Here is a 17,876-nt window from a genome sequence, read left to right as displayed (position 1 = left end):
ACCCGATGACACGCAGTCCCGTGTCATCATTCACGCGAGGGAGCGTTTTAGTGGCCGATCAGGCAACTGCGCAAGAATTCGACATCCTGGTACTCGGTGGCGGCAGCGGCGGCTACGCCACGGCTTTGCGGGCCGTACAGCTTGGGTTCACCGTTGGCCTTGTGGAAAAGGCAAAACTCGGCGGAACCTGCCTGCACAACGGCTGTATCCCCACCAAGGCACTCCTGCACTCGGCTGAACTGGCCGATCACGCACGCGATTCCGCCAAGTATGGCGTGAACGTCACGCTCGACGGCATCGACATGTCGGCCGTGAACGCGTACAAGGACGGCATTATTGCCGGCAAGTTCAAGGGCCTCCAGGGACTCATCAAGTCCAAGGGCATCACCGTCATCGAGGGTGAAGGCAAGCTCCAGGGCAACAACACCATCGTCGTGAACGGCACCGCGTACACGGGCAAGAACATTGTCCTGGCAACCGGTTCGTACTCGCGCTCCCTCCCGGGCCTGGAAATCGGCGGCAGGGTCATTACGTCTGACCAGGCCCTCACCATGGACTACATCCCCAAGAGTGCGATCGTCCTGGGCGGCGGAGTAATCGGCGTCGAATTCGCTTCCGTTTGGAAGTCCTTCGGCGTGGACGTCACCATCATCGAAGGCCTGCCGTCCCTGGTTCCCAACGAGGACGCCTCGATCGTCAAGAACCTCGAACGCGCCTTCAAGAAGCGCGGCATCAAGTTCACCACCGGCATCTTCTTCCAGGGCGTGGAACAGAACGACGACGGCGTCAAGGTCACCCTTGTGGACGGCCAGACGTTCGAAGCCGAACTCCTGCTCGTTGCAGTCGGCCGTGGTCCCGTCACCGCGAACCTTGGTTACGAAGAAGCAGGTCTGACCATCGACCGCGGCTTTGTCATTACCAACGAGCGCCTCCACACAGGCGTAGGCAACATCTATGCAGTCGGCGACATCGTACCCGGCGTCCAGCTCGCACACCGCGGCTACCAGCAGGGCATCTTCGTTGCAGAGGAAATCGCCGGCCTGAACCCCGCGATCGTCGAAGACATCAACATCCCCAAGGTCACCTACTGCGAGCCTGAAATCGCAACGGTCGGCTACACCGAAAAGGGCGCCAAGGAAAAGTTCGGGGACGACCAAGTGGAGACGCAGGAATACAACCTGGCCGGCAACGGCAAGAGCTCCATCCTCGGTACCGGTGGCATCGTCAAGCTCGTCCGCCAGAAGGATGGCCCCGTCGTCGGCATCCACATGATCGGTTCCCGCATGGGTGAGCAGATCGGTGAAGCCCAGCTCATCGTGAACTGGGAAGCCTACCCGGAGGACGTGGCCCAGCTGGTTCACGCCCACCCCACCCAGAACGAAAGCCTGGGCGAAGCCCACCTCGCCCTCGCGGGCAAGCCGCTCCACGGCTAAGTCTTTACCCAAGACAAACGGATAGGGTGCATGCGGCGGAATCTGCCCCATGCACCCTGCCCGGACCAGCAGAATTCATCCGCACAAAAGATCAATAAGGAGAACGGGGACGACATGTCTGAATCCGTTAACTTGCCCGCCCTCGGTGAGAGTGTCACCGAAGGAACCGTCACCCGCTGGCTCAAGCAGGTTGGTGACCGGGTAGAGATCGACGAGCCGTTGCTCGAGGTTTCCACCGACAAAGTAGACACCGAAATCCCTTCTCCGATCGCAGGCGTCATCGAAGAAATCCTCGTCGCTGAAGACGAGACTGCAGAGGTTGGTGCCCCACTGGTACGCATCGGCGACGGCTCCGGCTCCGCCGCACCGGCTGCTGGGGAAGCACCCGCCGCTCAGGAAGCACCCGCTGCTGCCGAGCAGGCTGCCCCCGCCGAAGAGGCTCCGGCTGCGCCGGCTGCTGAGGAGGCCCCTGCTGAGGAAGCCACTGCTGAAGCTCCTGCCGCCTCCGGTGGCGAAGGCCACGAAGTAACCCTCCCGGCCTTGGGCGAGAGCGTTACCGAAGGCACCGTCACCCGCTGGCTCAAGGCTGTTGGCGACACCGTGGAGGTCGATGAGCCGCTTCTTGAGGTTTCCACTGACAAGGTCGATACCGAGATTCCTTCCCCGGTTGCAGGCACCCTGCAGGAGATCCGCGTCAACGAAGACGAAACCGCCGAAGTGGGATCGGTTCTGGCAGTTATCGGTTCCGGCGCGGCAGCCCCCGCTGCGGCTCCGGCTCCCGCCGCTCCTGCCGCTGAAGCTCCGGCCGCACCTGCCGCCGCACCGGCACCTGCCGCTGCACCCGCACCTGCCGCCGCACCGGCACCTGCCGCTGCACCCGCTCCGGCTGCTGCACCCGCTCCGGCTGCTGCGCCGGCACCAGCTGCCGCACCCGCTCCCGCCGCCGCACCCGCACCTGCTGCTGCACCGGCAGAAGCAGGCTCGTCCTCCGAGTCCGGTTACGTCACTCCCCTGGTGCGCAAGCTGGCAAACCAGCAGGGCGTGGACATCGCATCCGTGTCCGGCACCGGCGTCGGTGGCCGCATCCGCAAGCAGGATGTCCTGGCCGCTGCCGAAGCCAAGCAGGCCGCCGCAGCAGCGCCGGCCCCGGCTCCTGCCGCAGCTCCCGCCGCCAAGTCCGCTGCACCCGTTGTTGCTTCCTCCCTGCGAGGCACCACCGAAAAGGCTCCGCGTATCCGTCAGGTCATCGCACGCCGCATGCGCGAGTCGCTGGAAGTCTCCACCCAGCTGACCCAGGTGCACGAGGTCGACATGACCAAGATCGCCAAGCTCCGCCTCAAAGCCAAGAACTCGTTCCAGGCCCAGAACGGCGTGAAGCTGACGTTCCTGCCGTTCATCGCCAAGGCTGTGGCTGAAGCACTGAAGCAGCACCCCAAGCTGAACGCTGCCTACGACGAGTCCAAGCAGGAAATCACCTACCACAACGCCGAACACCTGGCCATTGCGGTAGACACCGACAAGGGCCTGCTGGTTCCGGTCATCTCCGACGCCGGCAACCTCAACCTCGCAGGCCTCGCCGGTAAGATCGCCGACGTCGCAGGACGCACCCGCGACGGCAAGATCGGCCCGGATGAGCTGTCCGGCGGTACGTTCAGCATCACCAACATCGGTTCTGTTGGCGCACTGTTCGACACCCCGATCATCAACCAGCCGCAGGTAGGCATCCTGGGTACGGGCGCAATCGTCAAGCGCGCAGTAGTGGTGGCCGACGAAAACGGCGACGACTCGATTGCCATCCGCTCCATGATGTACCTGTCCCTCACCTACGACCACCGCCTGGTGGACGGCGCGGACGCCGGCCGTTTCCTCCAGACACTCAAGGGCCCGCCTTGAGGAAGGTGCTTTCGAAGCAGATCTTGGTCTCTAGGCCAAAGCGTTAGCAGGCGCCCTCCGTACGGAGGGCGCCTGATCAACCAAACGGGGCAGGCTCCGGGGAAACCCGGCGGCCTGCCCCGCTTCGTTGTCCGTTGTGTCAGTCGCTCTGTTTGCCCACCTAAGCGTGGCTTTGCTACGGGACGTAGAACCAACTGGATAAGCTGGGGCCATGAGTATTCTCTTCAGCATCCTGGTGTTCCTGCACATCGTCGGCGCAGCCATGATTGTGGGCTACTGGATCGCCACCATCAAGACACCTACCGTCCACCCCCGCCAGCGGGATGGCGCATTCCTTCAGCTGCTCACAGGCATTGCCATGATGGGCCTCCTGCCACTGATGCCGGATGCCGATCCCAACTACTTCAAGCTCGGCATCAAGTTCGCCATCGGCGTGGCTGTTGCTGTTCTTGCCGTGATCGGCTCCCGCAAGGTCAAGAACGGCGAACCCGTCTCCACCGGCTTGGCTCACGGTGTTGGCGGACTGGCCCTGGTGAACATCGCCATCGCAACGCTCTGGAACTGAACCTACGCAGAAGCAGCCTCCCCCCTTTGTCAGGCGGGTAGGCTGCTTTCTTCAAGGCAAGCCAGGGGTCACAATCCACTCTCAGCGGAATGACAGTGCAGCGCAGCCGGCAAATCCATAGGATTGATCCCGGTGGCACCCGGCGATGGCTGGTTGCCGACGCACAAACGACCCCAAGGAGTGGACATGGCAGCAACACGCACCGCACACACGGTTTGGAACGGCAACCTGATCGAGGGTGCTGGAAACACGACGCTGGATAGCTCAGGGCCCTGGGCACGTTCGATGTCACCTGGAAGGCACGTACCGAGCAGTCCGGCGGCAAGACCAGCCCGGAAGAACTGATCGCTGCAGCGCACTCCGCGTGCTTCTCCATGGCCTTCAGCAACGAGCTCGCACAGGCGGGCTTTACCCCTGAGGAAATCCAGACCAAGGCCGACGTGACCTTCGTCCCCGGCACCGGTATCACCGGCAGCCACCTGACGATGACCGCCAGGATCCCCGGCATTTCCGAAGAGGATTTCCGCCGTATCTCCGAAGCGGCAAAGACCGGTTGCCCGGTTTCCGGTGCGCTGGCCAGCATCGACATCACGCTGGACGCAACGCTCGAAGCATAGCCTCGGGCTTCGCTTCACGGCACAGAGACCCCATTACAAGCAAAGGCCCCGCGGCCTCCCTTCAGGGAAGGCTGCGAGGCCTTTGCTGTTGCCGGCCTGGTGCAAAGCCAACCGGATGTAGCGGCGCGCTGCTAGCCCTCCTGCGGACGGGCGGGCAACGGCGCGGGCCGCACCTGACGATAGCCTTCACGCAGCGGCGGGCGGTCAGTAGGCAGCTCCTGGATCATCTCCTTAAGGGCGCCAATGCCATACTCGAGTTGCGGATCGCTGCCTGCGGCATAGGCGTGCGGCGGGAAGATCACCTCGATGTCCGGCTCCACACCGCGGTTTTCAACATCCCAGCCGATCCCACCGCCAAACCACGTAGCGTAGCGGGGCTGCGTCACCCCGGTGCCGTCGGCCAGCGCAAAACGGTTGTCAATGCCCACCACGCCACCCCATGTCCGTACCCCAATCACGGGACCGATGCCCCTCAGTTTGGACACTTGGGTGATGATGTCGCCATCTGATCCGGCAAATTCGTCTGCCAGGATAATCACTGGACCCCGCGGAGCATGGTGGGGATAAGTCCGTGGCTTCTCGCCACGCGGCATACTCCACCCAGTGACCTTCCGGCCAATGAGCTCAGCCACGAGTTGCGAGGTGTGGCCCCCACGGTTACGCCGTACGTCTACGATCAACCCGTCCAAGGCCGTTTCGGTGTCGAGGTCACGATGCAACTGTGCCCAACCATTGGCCATCATGTCCGGGATGTGCAGGTAGCCGAACTTGTCGCCGGATGCCTCACGCACCGTGCGCCGGTTGGCCCGGACCCAGTCCTGGTAGCGCAACCGCTCCTCGTCCGGGATGGGGACAACGGCAACGCGGCGCTGGGCACCCGCAGCTCCGCCATGCCCTGGCCCATTCAAGAGTGTCAATTCAACAGTTCGCCCTGCTGCCCCCACCAATTGCATGGCAGGCGTCAGCGCCGCGGAAAGCTCGACGCCGTCAATCGCCAGGAGGACGTCGCCCACCTTCGCATCCGCGCCGGGACGCGTCAAGGGCGAGGTTGCGAGGGGATCGGAAGACTCTCCAGCCAGGATCCGGGTTATCTCCCAGCCTTTGCTGCCGAGCTGCAACTCAGCGCCCAGCCTGCCTTGACCATTGCGGCCAGGTTCAGCCACAGCGGCGGGCCGCACATAAGCATGCGAGGTTCCCAGTTCGCCGTGGATCTCCCACAACAGGTCCACGAGGTCGTCGTGGGACCCTAGGCGGTCCACGATCGGACGGTAGCGTTTGTAGACGGAATCCCAATCCTGGCCAGCCATGTCCGGAGCCCAGAAAAAGTCCCGCTGCAGGCGCCATGCTTCATCAAAGGCCTGGCCCCAGGCAGCCACGGGATCCAGGATCACGCGGATCCTGTTCAGGTCCACTTTGACCAGTTCCCCGGATTCCTCGTCCACCTTGCTGTCTGAGGGAACTGACATGATTTGCTTATCAAGGACGTAGACAACCCTCTTGCGATCACCCGACAAGCGGTAACTGTCCACAGCAGGGACGAGGGTGGTCTCCTTGCGCTTGGCAAGGTCAAAACGCACCAGCGACGGGGCTGTCTTCTTATCCTGCAGGGTGCCCTTTCCTTCGCCGGTGACACCGGATAGCTCAGTATCAAGCCACAGCAGCGCTCCGTCGGCGGCAGCGAGCCCGGAGTAGTTTCCCTGTGGCACTGGAACCGTAATGACCCGGTGTGCAAGGCCTTCCGCGTCGACCCGCACAACTGGCGCGTCGTCGCCGTCGTGCTTTGCTGTTGTAGCCTGCGCGTCCTCAAGGGTGTCCACGGACGGCCCGAAAGGAGACGGTGTATCAGCGGCCAGTGCCAGCAGGTACAGCTTGATCGGGCTCGGGAAGGAAAGGTCGAACGAATGGCCGTCATAGACGGGGTCGAAGCTCCTGTTGGACAGGAACGCCAGGAACTTCCCGTCGGGGGTGAACCGGGGTGATTCATCGCAGAAGCGCCCGTCGGTGGCATCGATGATTCCGGCGTCGGATGCCGAGGGCCTTGCCAGGCGAAGTTTGCTGCGGGAACCGAAGGACGTCACAGGCTCAGACCAGGCAAGCCACTGCGAATCAGCGGACCACGAGAATTGATCGACGCTTCCTTCGCCAATACTGACCAAACGAGTCAATGCCCCGGAAGCGGTGTCGGCTACGAAAACGTCGCCGAAAGCCGTGCCGATGGCCAGCCAACGGCCATCGGGGCTGGCCTCCAGTGCGCTCGTCCTTGTAGGTGCGGGGAAGTCCAGCCGGAGATCGCCGGCTTGATCATCTCCGCCCGGTGCGCCAGCTACCGCCGTTCCCCCCACAGTGTCGGGTGAGGGATCTGCGTGGGCGGCTTCGTCGGAGGGTCCGGCCGCCTTGCCCGTTTCAACGGATTGGGTGGCTGGCTGGTTTGCCGGGGAACTTTCCCCCACGACGTTGGATGCAGAGACCGGCTTGGGGAGTCCGTCGGCTTCACCGGAAACAACAGCGGGTTCGGTGGCCTTCGGCACTTCCACAACTCCGGACAAGCGTGCGGCGATGCGCTTGACGTACAGAGCCTCCACTCCCCCATGGTCGGCCACATAGGCGATCCGGCCATCCGTCAAAGGACGCGGAAGGCGGGCCCGGACGCCCGGCGTCGCTTCGACCACCCGCGATGGCCCGTCCTTATGCCGGAGCCAGTGGATGGTGCCGTGTGACTCCACGGCGCTGGCTGTTCCTGCAACGTTCGGAAATACATCGCCCAAATGCGCGGATGCTTTCAGCGGGGCGGGACGCCGCGCCGGTGATGCGGAGCCGAGTGTGATCTCCAGCTTCACCGCTTCAGCATCGGCATCAAGCGAGGGCAGAATCCAGAGTTCACCGGCGGATTCGAAGATTATCCGCTGTCCGTCCGTGCTGGCGTGCCGGACATAGAAGTCCTCATGGTCCGTGTGGCGGCGCAGTCCTGACCCGTCAGGAAGAACGGAGTAAAGGTTTCCGTAGCCTTCGTGGTCTGAAAGGAAGGCGATGCGCCCCTGGATCCACAACGGGTCCGTCAGGTTGCCCTCAATGTCGGGAATCAAGCGCTCGAACTCACCGTTGCCGTCTGAGTCGATCCACAACTTGCCGCCAGTGCCACCCCGGTAACGCTTCCACCAGGCCGGCTCCCGGGAAAGGACGCTCGCCAGGACGACGGGCTTCTCGTCACCGATTTCGGGTCCAAAGGCAACGCCCTCCACCGGTCCGAAGGGAAGTTCGACGGCGGCACCTCCCTCCAGGGGGAGGCTATAGGCGTACGTGTGCCGGCTCTCGGACTGCTGGAACGCGCTGGTCACCAGGACGTTCCCCGCAGGCGTGAAACCCTTGACCCGGGTTGTGGCGTGTCCAAAGTAGCTCAGCTGCTTGTACCCACCACCGTCGACGTCCGCGGTGACAACCTCCGGTGAGGTACCAACAACAGCAGTCCACACCAGCCGCTTGCCATCAGGAGTGAAGCGGGGGTTCCTTGCCGGCATTTGCTGGGACGAGACACGCCAGGCGCGGCCACCTGAGACGGGGGCGATCCAGATGTCGTCTTCGGCCACGAACGTGACCAGTTCGCCATGCACATGCGGGAAACGGAGGTAGCTGGAGGAGGTCATTGTTCGATCATAGTCAAGAGGCGCCGTGGCAAGAGGCACCCGCCCCGCGCTTCGCACGCCGTTTCTGACTCATGCTTGGGTCGTGATGAGATGAGTCATGCGAATCGTAATGTCCGGAGCCTCAGGGATGATCGGGACGGCAGTGTCCGAGCATCTGAAAAGTACAGGTGACGACGTCATCCGGCTGGTGCGCCGGCCTGCAAAGACTGAGGACGAAAGGACATGGGATCCAGCCACGGGAGACTTGGACGAGGCCGTCCTGGAAGGCGCGGATGCTGTGATCAACTTGTCCGGCGCCGGAATAGGGGACCGACCCTGGACCGGGCACCGGATTGCTGTCATTCGTGACTCGCGCCTTCAGGCCACCCGGACACTGACGGCGGCCATGCGTCGCCTTGGCCAGCCGGAGTTGTCCTTCGTCAGCCAGTCAGCGTCCGGCTACTACGGCGCCTCCCGGCAAGGCCTGCTCCGTGAGGACTCGGGTCCAGGTCAAGGAGTGCTGGGCGCGCTATGTGTCGAATGGGAGCAAACCGCCAGAACCGCTCCCTCCAGCGTGAGGGTAGTGACACCCCGGACCGGAGTGGTGTTGAGCACTTCCGGCGGCGCGCTAGGACCGATGCTTCCCCTGCTCAGGCTTGGGCTTGGTGGACCCTTCGGAAATGGGCGACAATTCTGGCCGTGGATCACCCTTGCCGACGAAGCCGCTGCACTGGCCTTCCTCCTCAAGTCCGATCTGGAAAGTGCGGTTAATGTGTGCGCCCCGGAAAGCGCAGACGTCAACACCATCGTCGGGCGGCTTGCGAAAGCCTTCCACCGCCCGGCCTTCGTGCGCGTCCCCCGGCCCGCCCTCCGGCTCGTCCTTGGCCGGCTTGCTGACGAACTCGTCCTGGCGAACCAAAGAATGGAGCCGGCAAAGCTTGCCGCCGCCGGTTTTCACTGGAAACACCCCGGGCTCGATGAAGCCATGGAGTGGCTGACGGGTAACCCTTCCAGCTAAACCATTCCGAACCCAGGACGGCAACACCCACGTCAACGAACATCCTTGGCAATGCCGCTAAGCAGGACCGAGAATCTCCGAGATGCTCCACTGCCCAGCCAATCTGACAAGGACCAGGCGTAACTGCTGCGGCTCCCCGGCGGGCCGGGACTTCACCAGGCGATCCGACCGGTCGCGCTCCTCATAGCCGGAGGTCGTGGCGGTCAGGGCAACGACGGCGCGATCAACCTCCTGTGGGCCCAGCACCGATACATTGCTCAAGCTGGTGGTGAGTCCGGCAAAGTGGATACCGTCAGCCCTTAGCTGCTCCCCCAACGTCTCATCTGCCGCTTGGGCAGGTGAGCCTGCTGCGTTAACGCTTGCGAGCAATTCAAGACGATCCAGTCCCAGCGCCATGTCGCGCACGGCCGATAACGCGTGCACGGCGATTGTCGGATCCTCGGAGCGGAGCGCATCCAAACGCGCTGCCGGAATGGGCTGGTTGGTTTGGGTGGTTTGCGTGGCCTGGGTCGTTGTCCCTGGATTTACCAAGGACGTCGAACCCGACGCGGGCTCCTGGATCCCCAGCCAGAAGGCCCACCCCACCGCACCAACCGACACCACGCCAGCCACCAGCAAGCCGACCCGGATAGTTAAACGTGGCCCTCGCTGCGGTTGCCTTCTCCGCTGCGGTTGCCCTTTTCGCTTTCGGCGTTCAGGGCGCGGTGTCATTGCTGTCCGCACGGGCCAAAGCCGCGACACAGCGTCCGTCTGTGGAATCCTGCCCAGTGAAATCCTGCTCAGTGGATTCCTCCGCTGGGGTCGGCCCCCGGCCTGCCGCCGCGTGAGCAGCTCCGGAATCACGGAGGAATGGACGGAACCAGCCAGGTCCACGGGCTGCGCCGCAGCGCTGCGATATATAGCTGTTCCCAGTTCCCGGGCGGTGGGACGCGCCCGGGGATCGGGGTCCAGTCCCGCTTCAAGGGCAGCGGCGAGCCCTTTGGGGACCTCGGGGACCAAGAGAGGCAGTGGTGGGCGGTGCTTGGCGATTTCCGGCGCCCTGCCGGTCAAGCAATACCACCCAAGTGCCGCCAGCGAATACACATCCCGTTCCGGCTGCAAGGCTTCTCTGGCACCATTACCAGGGGCGCCCCGGGCGCTGACAGACGTATCAACGAAGCCGTCCGTGCCGACGTCGAGGCTTTGATTCTTCTCACCTACGACGCCGGCCACGCCAAGGTCTGCCACAAGGGGCTTCCCTTGTGCCGTAAACAGCACGTTGCCCGGGGAAATATCCCCGTGGGCCGTTCCCTGGGCATGCAGGTAAGCCAGGACCTGGGCAACAGGGGTCAGAATCGTCACGACTTCTCCGACTCCAAGCTTGCGCCGGCCGCCCACCAGATTCGCAAGGGAACCTCCTGCGGCAAAGTCCATGACCAGGCCAACGCTGCCCGTACCCACGCCGGGCAGCTTCACGACGTCGTGAAGGCGGATAAGGTGCTCATGCTGGAGCCCGGACAGGATCCGGCCCTCACGGAAGCCATGTTCGGAATCTGGTCCCGTCGAACCACCGGAACCGCCAGTGACGCATTTGATGGCGAATCGGGCGCCGTCCTTGTCCCTGCTGGCAAGCCAGACTGTCGAAGAGCAACCGCTGCCCAGTGGGCGTAATGGCGTGTATCCCGGTATGTGCGGGATCAAGGGGGCGGGAACATCCGTAGTTTCCATACCCAAGGTCTACCGGATGATCCGATTTCCCGCAGAAGTTATCCACAGGCAGGTCCAGGTTGCGGGGCAAGGGCTACGCCGACGGATGCGACTGAGAGGTTCACCACAAAATCATGGTGAGTGACTTGCTGGGTCTAAGCTTGAACCCATGACTCTTGAGTTTTCACAACTGGGTCTTGCCCCGGATTTCGTTGATTACGTGCAGGGCTGGGACCTACAGCGCGAGATCCACAACAAAGTTGTTGCCGGCGAGAAAAACAGCACCGTCCTGCTCCTTGAGCACTCCGCCGTCTACACGGCAGGCAAGCTCACTGAAGACCACGAACGCCCCTTTGACGGCACCCCCGTGGTCCCCGTGGATCGTGGTGGCAAGTTAACGTGGCACGGGCCGGGCCAACTTATCGCCTATCCGATCCTCAAACTCAAGAACCGCGCGGGAATCCGGGACTATGTCGAGCGGCTCGAAGCCACCATGATCGCCGTCATGACGGACTACGGCATCCCGGCAGTCACCGTGAAGGGCCGGGCGGGCGTATGGATCCTCGCCGATGACAAGGGCCCGGACCGCAAGATTGCCGCGATCGGCATCCGCGTCCTTGACGGCGTCACCATGCATGGTGTCGCCATCAACTGCAGCAACGACCTCGCGCCGTATGCGCAGATTATCGCGTGCGGAATCACCGACGCCAGCGTCACCACCATGTCGCTGGAGACTGGCCGGACCATCAACCCGGCAGACATCGTTGACCGCTTCGTGGAAGAGTTCCGCAAGCATGAAGAAGCACTCGTTTCCACCCCAGAAGGAGCACTCCAGTGACCCTGGCACCTGAAGGCCGTAAGATGCTGCGCGTTGAGCAGCGTAATTCGGCTGTCCCGGTTGAACGCAAGCCCGAGTGGATCAAGGCCAAGGTCCAGATGGGGCCCGAGTTCGTCGGTCTGAAGAACCTGGTGAAGAAGGAAGGCCCTGCACACCGTGTGTGAGGAGGCCGGCTGCCCGAACATTTTCGAGTGCTGGGAAGACAAGGAAGCGACGTTCCTGATCGGCGGGTCCGAATGCACCCGCCGCTGTGATTTCTGCCAGATCGACACCGGCAAACCCTCCCCGGTGGACATGTTCGAACCCACCAAGGTGGCCCGGTCCGTGCAGGCCATGCAGCTGCGCTACGCCACCGTCACCGGGGTGGCCCGTGACGACCTCGCCGATGAAGGTGTCTGGCTGTACGCCGAAACGGTCCGCAAGATCCACGAACTGAACCCGGGCACCGGGGTGGAGCTGCTCATCCCTGACTTCTCCGGCAAACCCGAACACATCAAGGCAATCTGCGATTCCAAGCCCGAGGTGTTCGCGCACAACGTCGAAACCGTGCCCCGGATCTTCAAGCGGATCCGCCCGGCGTTCCGGTACGAACGCTCCCTGGATGTCATCACCCAGGGCCGGGACCTTGGCATGGTGACCAAGTCCAACCTGATCCTGGGCATGGGCGAAACCCGCGAGGAAATCTCCGAAGCGCTCCGGGACCTGCACGCCGCCGGGTGTGACCTGATCACGATCACCCAGTACCTGCGCCCGTCCGAACGTCACCTGCCCGTGGACCGCTGGGTCAAACCGCAGGAGTTCGTGGACCTCCAGCACGAGGCCGAGGAAATCGGGTTCCTCGGTGTCATGTCCGGGCCCCTGGTCCGCTCCTCCTACCGCGCCGGGCGTTTGTGGGCCACCGCGATGCGCAAGAAGGGCTGGGAAATCCCCGCCGCCCTGGCCCACATCGAGTCCTCCGGCACCACCCGCCAGGAAGCCTCCACCATCCTCGCCGCCCACGCCTAAGCCCGGGTCGGTAAACACTTCACCAGCAACACCACGAAGCAGTATCGAAGGGCCGGATGCCAAGCGTAATGGCGTCCGGTCCTTCGACGTCCATCACGTAGAATTAAGGCACTATGGCGAATTCCTCTGATTCCAGCAAATCGACCCCCTCGGCCGACGCCCCCAAGCGTGGGCTGTTCCAGCGCAAGCCCAAGGAAGCCAAGGCCAAGAAGCCGAGCCAGCTGAAGCAGATCGCTGAAGTCTTCAAGATGACGCGGCGCAATGATCCCCAGGTCGTGTGGATCATGCTGCTGGCATTCCTGGCGGTAGTTGCCGTGGCCTTCCTCATCGGCTACCTCCTGGAAAACTGGGTTACCGGTCTCATCATCGGTATTCCGTTGGGTCTCCTGGCCGCCGTTTTCATCCTCTCCCGTCGCGCAGAGAAGGCCGCCTTCGCGCAGATCGAGAACCAGCCCGGTGCGTCCGGAGCGGCCTTGGGTACTCTACGTCGCGGCTGGGTCACCCAGGACCAGCCTGTCGCGGTTAACCCCCGCACTCAGGACGCCGTGTTCATGGCAATTGGTCGTCCCGGCGTCGTTTTGGTTACCGAAGGACCCACGCATCGCGTCAAGCCGTTGGTGGAAGCGGAGCGCAAGCGCCTCACGCGCATCCTGCCCAACGTCACCATCCACGTGCTGGAATCCGGTCGCGGCGAGGGCCAGGTGCCTCTGAACAAACTCGCCAAGACCATGGGCAAGATGAAGAACGAACTCACCAAGGTTGAGGTCAACGCGGTGTCCAAGCGCATCAACTCCCTTGGTACCCGCCTGCCGATCCCCAAGGGCATCGATCCCTACAAGGCCCGCCCGGACCGCAAGGCTGCACGCGGACGCTGATTGTCCGTAGGTGTTTGTTTGGCCCTACGAAAACCGCCCCTGTCTCAAAGGAGACAGGGGCGGTTTTTATTGGTGCTTGCTTGCTCTGGAGTTGGTTCCAACCGGTGAGGACTGAAGACGCTACATCCGAATGAGGATGGTGTTCATGGCTTTATCGTGAAGTCCACGCTGGTCCGGATCAAAGATGACTGCCGGGATAACCAGGCATAGGAGCAGGGTGCGCACAACAGCGGCCAGGGGGCCTGCGGGACCTCCCCCTAAGCGGACCACATGAATGCCCGCTATCCTGTGGCCGATGCTGTAGCCGAGGGTGCCGATCAGGAGAATCTGCTCAGCCGCAAAAACTGCGAGCGTTGCCCACTGGTTGCCCCCAAATGCGAAGTTGCTAATGACGAGTGCAATCGTCCAGTCGATCACGATGCCCAGAATTCGTCGCCCGGCCCGTGCCATGGAGCCTGGTCCGGATTCAGGAAGTCCGAGTCTCTCGCCCGGATATTTGGAGATGCCGGAGGTGTCCGGCCCGCTCAACCAGGAGCCTATGTCTTTTCGATCAACCACTCTCCAAGCCTAACGGCTGGCGGACCGACAGTCCGACGACGGCGGCCGCCTTTCGTGCCCGCCTGTGCGCCTGTATGGCGCCAAAGTGTTCGCCCACTGGACCCGCATGGACCTGACACCGGAAAGCCGACTACCGTTTACACAACAGATCATTCTGTAACCTGCCCGAAACAATACTGACACTCCCGGGAAATCCCATCTCCCTATGGTGGTATGAGTTGCCAGCCACCGCGGCAAGGGGAATTTTTTGTGTCTCCGGGCCTCCGGCATGGGCTGGCTCACGCGGCCTTCCGGGCCTGTTACTTGATATGCATAAGGAGCATAGATGTTCAAGACTGCGGACGAAGTCCTCAAGTTCATCAAAGACGAAGACGTCAAATTCGTCGATATCCGCTTCACCGACCTTCCGGGCGTCCAGCAGCACTTCAACGTGCCGGCGAAGAGCGTAGACCTCGACTTCTTCGTGAACGGTCAGCTCTTCGACGGATCTTCCATCCGCGGCTTCCAGGGCATCGCTGAGTCCGACATGCAGCTCATCCCGGATGTGACCTCGGCTTTCATCGACACATTCCGCATTGAGAAGACGCTTGCGCTGAACTTCTCCATCGTGAACCCCCGCACTGGCGACCCCTACCACCGCGACCCCCGTGGCGTAGCGGAGAAGGCTGAAGCGTACCTGGCCTCCACCGGTATCGCAGACACGGCATTCTTTGCTCCCGAGGCCGAGTTCTTCGTCTTCGACAACATCCAGTACCAGTCCTCCCCGCAGGGCAGCTTCTACAAGATCGACTCCGAAGAAGCCCACTGGAACACCGGCCGCAAGGAAGAAGGCGGAAACCTCGGCTACAAGACCCCCGTCAAGGGCGGTTACTTCCCGGTTTCCCCCACCGACAAGCAGGCTGACCTCCGCGACGCCATGTGCGTTGAACTGGACAAGGCCGGCCTCGAGGTCGAGCGCTCCCACCACGAAGTTGGCTCCGCCGGCCAGGCAGAGATCAACTACAAGTTCACCACGCTGACTGCAGCTGCTGACGACCTCCAGAAGTTCAAGTACGTCATCAAGAACACTGCAGACGCTTGGGGCAAGTCCGTAACCTTCATGCCGAAGCCCGTCTTCGGTGACAACGGCTCGGGCATGCACTGCCACCAGTCGCTGTGGAGCAACGGCGACCCGCTGTTCTACGACGAAAAGGGCTACGCTGGCCTCTCCGACACCGCCCGCTGGTACATCGGCGGCCTGCTGAAGCACTCTTCGGCAGTGCTCGCATTCACCAACCCGACGGTCAACTCGTACCGCCGTCTGGTCAAGGGCTTCGAAGCTCCGGTCAACATGGTCTACTCGCAGGGCAACCGCTCTGCTGGTATCCGTATCCCCATCACTGGCTCCAACCCGAAGGCCAAGCGCATCGAATTCCGCGCTCCGGACCCTTCGTCCAACCCGTACCTGGCCTTCGCTGCCCAGCTGATGGCCGGCATTGACGGCATCCGCAACCGCATCGAGCCCCCGGCTCCCATCGACAAGGACCTCTACGAGCTCCCGGCCGAGGAAGCCAAGGACATCCCCAAGGCTCCGGGTTCCCTGGAAGAAGCCCTCGAGGCCCTGCGCGAGGACAACGAGTTCCTGCAGGCCGGCGGTGTCTTCACTCAGGACCTGATCGATACTTGGATCGAATACAAGTACGAGAATGAGATTCGCCCGCTGTCGCTGCGCCCGAACCCGTACGAGTTCGAGCTCTACTACGGCGTCTAGCAACACCGGCGGCTAAACCACGTTTAGTCCGCACGGAACCCATCGAGGTTCCCGGTTAAGAAAGGCCGGCAACAGGTTTGTACCTGTTGCCGGCCTTCTTTTTGCTCCCGCTGCCGCCCGGGTCGGCAAGATCCCCAGGCTCTGGCGAACTGGGCCCTATTCGGATTCCTTGCCCTGATCACGGTCCCGGATGTTTTTCCCGAACTCGTCCAGCTTCTCCCTGACAGCCTTCGCGGCATCCGCAAGACCCTTTTCCGCAGTGCTCAGGGGATCGAGTTGAAGGTAGACGTGCTGATCGATCGGGAGGTCGTACTCGTCCTTCAGATGCGTGCCGCCGGAAACGCCATCGAGCGACAAATATACAAGCGCCTCAGTTCTTGCGATGCCAGCGATCGTCCCGAAGACAACCGTGAAATCGTTGGGCTGAAAGCTAATGGATTGACCCACGTGGCGGCGATCCAACTCTCCGGCGGGAATAGCCTTCTCAAACGAACTTCCGTTGTATTCCATGTACTTCTCCTAAGCATCGAGAGTAGTTACGGAACCGAGTCTATAAGGCTCTTCAACGGATGAACCAGCATCTCGCCTTTGGTCTTCAGTGCCTGGTTTTCGGGACTTCCCCAGGTTGCTGCGGGGCTGCGCAGTCCGCACAAAAGACCCGATCAGTTTCCTCACCGCAGCACTGACAGCGGTGAATCAATGCCGCTTGTTCAATCACATAGGTTGTCATAGCAGATATGGTGCCTACCGGCCGCAGGTCAGCGCACGAGTAGTGTGTACTCGTTTTTGACCCTTCCGGCACAGCAAACTACTTGGTTTCGAAAACGCCCAGCACCTCCGGGGGCCGCAGCCTCTCCGACGACAGAGCCAGCGGCAGAGGCACGAGAAGACATGAGTGAAAGGCCCTGCGCTCCCCCGTCATCCTGCCGCCATTCGGCGTCAGCAAAAGTGGCGAAACAGCGCCGGCACGCATAGACGTCGCCACTGCCGTGCCGGGAAGCCCAGTGCGGCCCCGCCTGTTCACACCGGAAGCACGTCGCATCTGAGAAGGGCGCCCCCTCCGAATCCCGCTTGACTGTCACGCGAGAATCCTAAAGGACATCGTGCCCGAACGAACAGACCCCAAGGGATGCTCCCCAACGCTGGTCGCCGGAACTGGTCCTACTGCTTCCCGTACTTCTTATGTACCGCCTGCTTGGTGACTCCGAGGCAAAGTGCGATCGCCTCCCACGACAAACCGGCCTGTCTGGCTGCACGTACAAGGGAAGCCTCGGCCCTGCCAACTTCCTTGTGAAGTTCAGCGACGGCGTATAGCGCCTCCGCGGGCCCCATGCCGTCCATCGATCCAACAAGTGTTTTCATTCTGTCCACCTCCATGGCGTCAACCATAGTTGACGCCATGGTTGCCGTCAACCTACGTTGACGGCAACCCGAGAGACCTAAGCGCCCTCGAAGGCCCTGTACATAATGCGCTGCGGACCGGAGTTCCCGCCCAGGTAGCGGCCAGTGTCCACAAAACCAGCCTTTGCATAAGCCGCAATGGCCGCGGGGTTGCGCTCGTTGACGGAAAGCACGACGCCGGTCTGGCCGCCGCCCTGCCTGGCCGTCAGTTTGCGGGCTTCCCCCACTGCAGCCCTTGCCGCCAGAGCCCCGAGGCCCTGGCCTTGGGATTTCGAGTCGATGAGGAAACCCCTGAGAAGCCACGCGGAATCGTCGTCCTGCCATCCAGCCAGGCCCGCAGCTCCACGTTGCAGGGTCAGGACTCCCACACCCACCCCGTTGGCCTCGATCACATAGGGAGAGCGGGATTCCTCTTCAAGACTGATCAGCATCATGCGAAGCGGGTCGCCGACGAAGTCCGTTTGATTCGCCGCCACGGCCATTTCGGCCACCGCCCCCAAGTGGATGGCGCGCGCGTCATCGTCCAGCATCTTGAGCGGTATAAGCCAAACGCTCGCCAACGCGCGACCATCACGAGGGACGAGATTCAGCTCCGGGGCATCATCGGGCATTCCAGT

At 62.5% G+C, this 17,876-nt stretch carries 12 protein-coding genes and 3 pseudogenes; 9 read left to right on the top strand and 6 right to left on the bottom strand.

Annotated features, from left to right (window positions below; all coding sequences use genetic code 11):
• Nucleotides 1-50 precede the first annotated feature (50 nt).
• The 4 genes and pseudogenes from lpdA to LDP01_RS00580 all read left to right on the top strand — a co-directional run bounded on the left by lpdA (nt 51) and on the right by LDP01_RS00580 (nt 4,508).
• Nucleotides 51-1,433, top strand: a complete 1,383-nt coding sequence (lpdA, locus tag LDP01_RS00595) for a dihydrolipoyl dehydrogenase (RefSeq protein ID WP_224089588.1) — start codon at nt 51-53, stop codon at nt 1,431-1,433.
• A gap of 114 nt (nt 1,434-1,547) precedes the next feature.
• Nucleotides 1,548-3,360: pseudogene (gene sucB / locus LDP01_RS00590) on the top strand (2-oxoglutarate dehydrogenase, E2 component, dihydrolipoamide succinyltransferase).
• A 177-nt stretch (nt 3,361-3,537) separates the two neighbouring features.
• Nucleotides 3,538-3,891 (top strand): hypothetical protein, encoded by a 354-nt coding sequence (locus tag LDP01_RS00585; RefSeq protein ID WP_224089587.1) that lies wholly within the window; start codon nt 3,538-3,540, stop codon nt 3,889-3,891.
• Nucleotides 3,892-4,077: 186 nt separating this feature from the next.
• A pseudogene (locus LDP01_RS00580) lies at nt 4,078-4,508 on the top strand (OsmC family protein).
• Between the two features lie 131 nt (nt 4,509-4,639).
• Here LDP01_RS00580 and LDP01_RS00575 read toward each other — a convergent pair.
• Complete coding sequence (locus LDP01_RS00575) at nt 4,640-8,149, bottom strand: S41 family peptidase (RefSeq protein ID WP_224089586.1); 3,510 nt, start codon at nt 8,147-8,149, stop codon at nt 4,640-4,642.
• Nucleotides 8,150-8,246: 97 nt separating this feature from the next.
• Between LDP01_RS00575 and LDP01_RS00570 the strand changes: the two genes are divergently transcribed.
• The gene (locus LDP01_RS00570; protein WP_224089585.1) at nt 8,247-9,146 is read left to right on the top strand and encodes a TIGR01777 family oxidoreductase; all 900 of its coding nucleotides are present in this window, start codon (nt 8,247-8,249) and stop codon (nt 9,144-9,146) included.
• 57 nt (nt 9,147-9,203) lie between these two features.
• Here LDP01_RS00570 and LDP01_RS00565 read toward each other — a convergent pair whose 3' ends face one another.
• The gene (locus LDP01_RS00565; protein WP_224089584.1) at nt 9,204-10,853 is read right to left on the bottom strand and encodes a serine/threonine-protein kinase; all 1,650 of its coding nucleotides are present in this window, start codon (nt 10,851-10,853) and stop codon (nt 9,204-9,206) included.
• Nucleotides 10,854-11,001: 148 nt separating this feature from the next.
• Between LDP01_RS00565 and lipB the strand changes: the two genes are divergently transcribed.
• The 3 genes and pseudogenes from lipB (at nt 11,002) to LDP01_RS00550 (ending at nt 13,550) form a co-directional block, all read left to right on the top strand.
• Nucleotides 11,002-11,670 (top strand): lipoyl(octanoyl) transferase LipB, encoded by a 669-nt coding sequence (gene lipB, locus LDP01_RS00560; protein ID WP_224089582.1) that lies wholly within the window; start codon nt 11,002-11,004, stop codon nt 11,668-11,670.
• A pseudogene (gene lipA / locus LDP01_RS00555) lies at nt 11,667-12,675 on the top strand (lipoyl synthase). Before lipB ends, lipA begins: the two are co-directional and overlap by 4 nt.
• 113 nt (nt 12,676-12,788) lie before the next feature.
• Nucleotides 12,789-13,550, top strand: a complete 762-nt coding sequence (locus tag LDP01_RS00550) for a DUF4191 domain-containing protein (protein ID WP_224089580.1) — start codon at nt 12,789-12,791, stop codon at nt 13,548-13,550.
• A 120-nt stretch (nt 13,551-13,670) separates the two neighbouring features.
• Here LDP01_RS00550 and LDP01_RS00545 read toward each other — a convergent pair whose 3' ends face one another.
• Complete coding sequence (locus tag LDP01_RS00545) at nt 13,671-14,108, bottom strand: RDD family protein (protein ID WP_224089578.1); 438 nt, start codon at nt 14,106-14,108, stop codon at nt 13,671-13,673.
• Nucleotides 14,109-14,433: 325 nt separating this feature from the next.
• On the opposite strand from LDP01_RS00545, the gene glnA reads away from it, so the two are divergent.
• Nucleotides 14,434-15,858, top strand: coding sequence for a type I glutamate--ammonia ligase (glnA, locus tag LDP01_RS00540; protein ID WP_216923010.1), 1,425 nt, complete (start codon nt 14,434-14,436; stop codon nt 15,856-15,858).
• Nucleotides 15,859-16,014: 156 nt separating this feature from the next.
• Here the strand turns inward: glnA and LDP01_RS00535 are convergent, their stop codons facing one another.
• From LDP01_RS00535 to LDP01_RS00525, 3 genes are all read right to left on the bottom strand, one after another.
• A complete protein-coding gene (locus LDP01_RS00535) occupies nt 16,015-16,368 on the bottom strand; it encodes a hypothetical protein (RefSeq protein WP_224089577.1) in 354 nt (117 codons plus the stop codon).
• 651 nt (nt 16,369-17,019) lie between these two features.
• The gene (locus tag LDP01_RS00530; protein ID WP_216923798.1) at nt 17,020-17,235 is read right to left on the bottom strand and encodes an AsnC family protein; all 216 of its coding nucleotides are present in this window, start codon (nt 17,233-17,235) and stop codon (nt 17,020-17,022) included.
• Nucleotides 17,236-17,297: 62 nt separating this feature from the next.
• Nucleotides 17,298-17,870, bottom strand: coding sequence for a GNAT family N-acetyltransferase (locus tag LDP01_RS00525; protein ID WP_224089575.1), 573 nt, complete (start codon nt 17,868-17,870; stop codon nt 17,298-17,300).
• Nucleotides 17,871-17,876 lie beyond the last annotated feature (6 nt).

It is taken from the genome of Arthrobacter sp. StoSoilB13 (assembly GCF_019977255.1).
GTDB lineage: Bacteria > Actinomycetota > Actinomycetes > Actinomycetales > Micrococcaceae > Arthrobacter.
This window is presented reverse-complemented; position numbering and strand designations above follow the sequence as displayed.

Coding starts and splice junctions, on each gene's coding strand:
- LDP01_RS00585 (WP_224089587.1), top strand. CDS start 3,538: ATGAGTATTCTCTTCAGCATCCTGGTGTTCCTGCACATCGTCGGCGCA.
- LDP01_RS00575 (WP_224089586.1), bottom strand. CDS start 8,149: ATGACCTCCTCCAGCTACCTCCGTTTCCCGCATGTGCATGGCGAACTG.
- LDP01_RS00570 (WP_224089585.1), top strand. CDS start 8,247: ATGCGAATCGTAATGTCCGGAGCCTCAGGGATGATCGGGACGGCAGTG.
- LDP01_RS00565 (WP_224089584.1), bottom strand. CDS start 10,853: ATGGAAACTACGGATGTTCCCGCCCCCTTGATCCCGCACATACCGGGA.
- lipB (WP_224089582.1), top strand. CDS start 11,002: ATGACTCTTGAGTTTTCACAACTGGGTCTTGCCCCGGATTTCGTTGAT.
- LDP01_RS00550 (WP_224089580.1), top strand. CDS start 12,789: ATGGCGAATTCCTCTGATTCCAGCAAATCGACCCCCTCGGCCGACGCC.
- glnA (WP_216923010.1), top strand. CDS start 14,434: ATGTTCAAGACTGCGGACGAAGTCCTCAAGTTCATCAAAGACGAAGAC.
- LDP01_RS00535 (WP_224089577.1), bottom strand. CDS start 16,368: ATGGAATACAACGGAAGTTCGTTTGAGAAGGCTATTCCCGCCGGAGAG.
- LDP01_RS00530 (WP_216923798.1), bottom strand. CDS start 17,235: ATGGAGGTGGACAGAATGAAAACACTTGTTGGATCGATGGACGGCATG.
- LDP01_RS00525 (WP_224089575.1), bottom strand. CDS start 17,870: ATGCCCGATGATGCCCCGGAGCTGAATCTCGTCCCTCGTGATGGTCGC.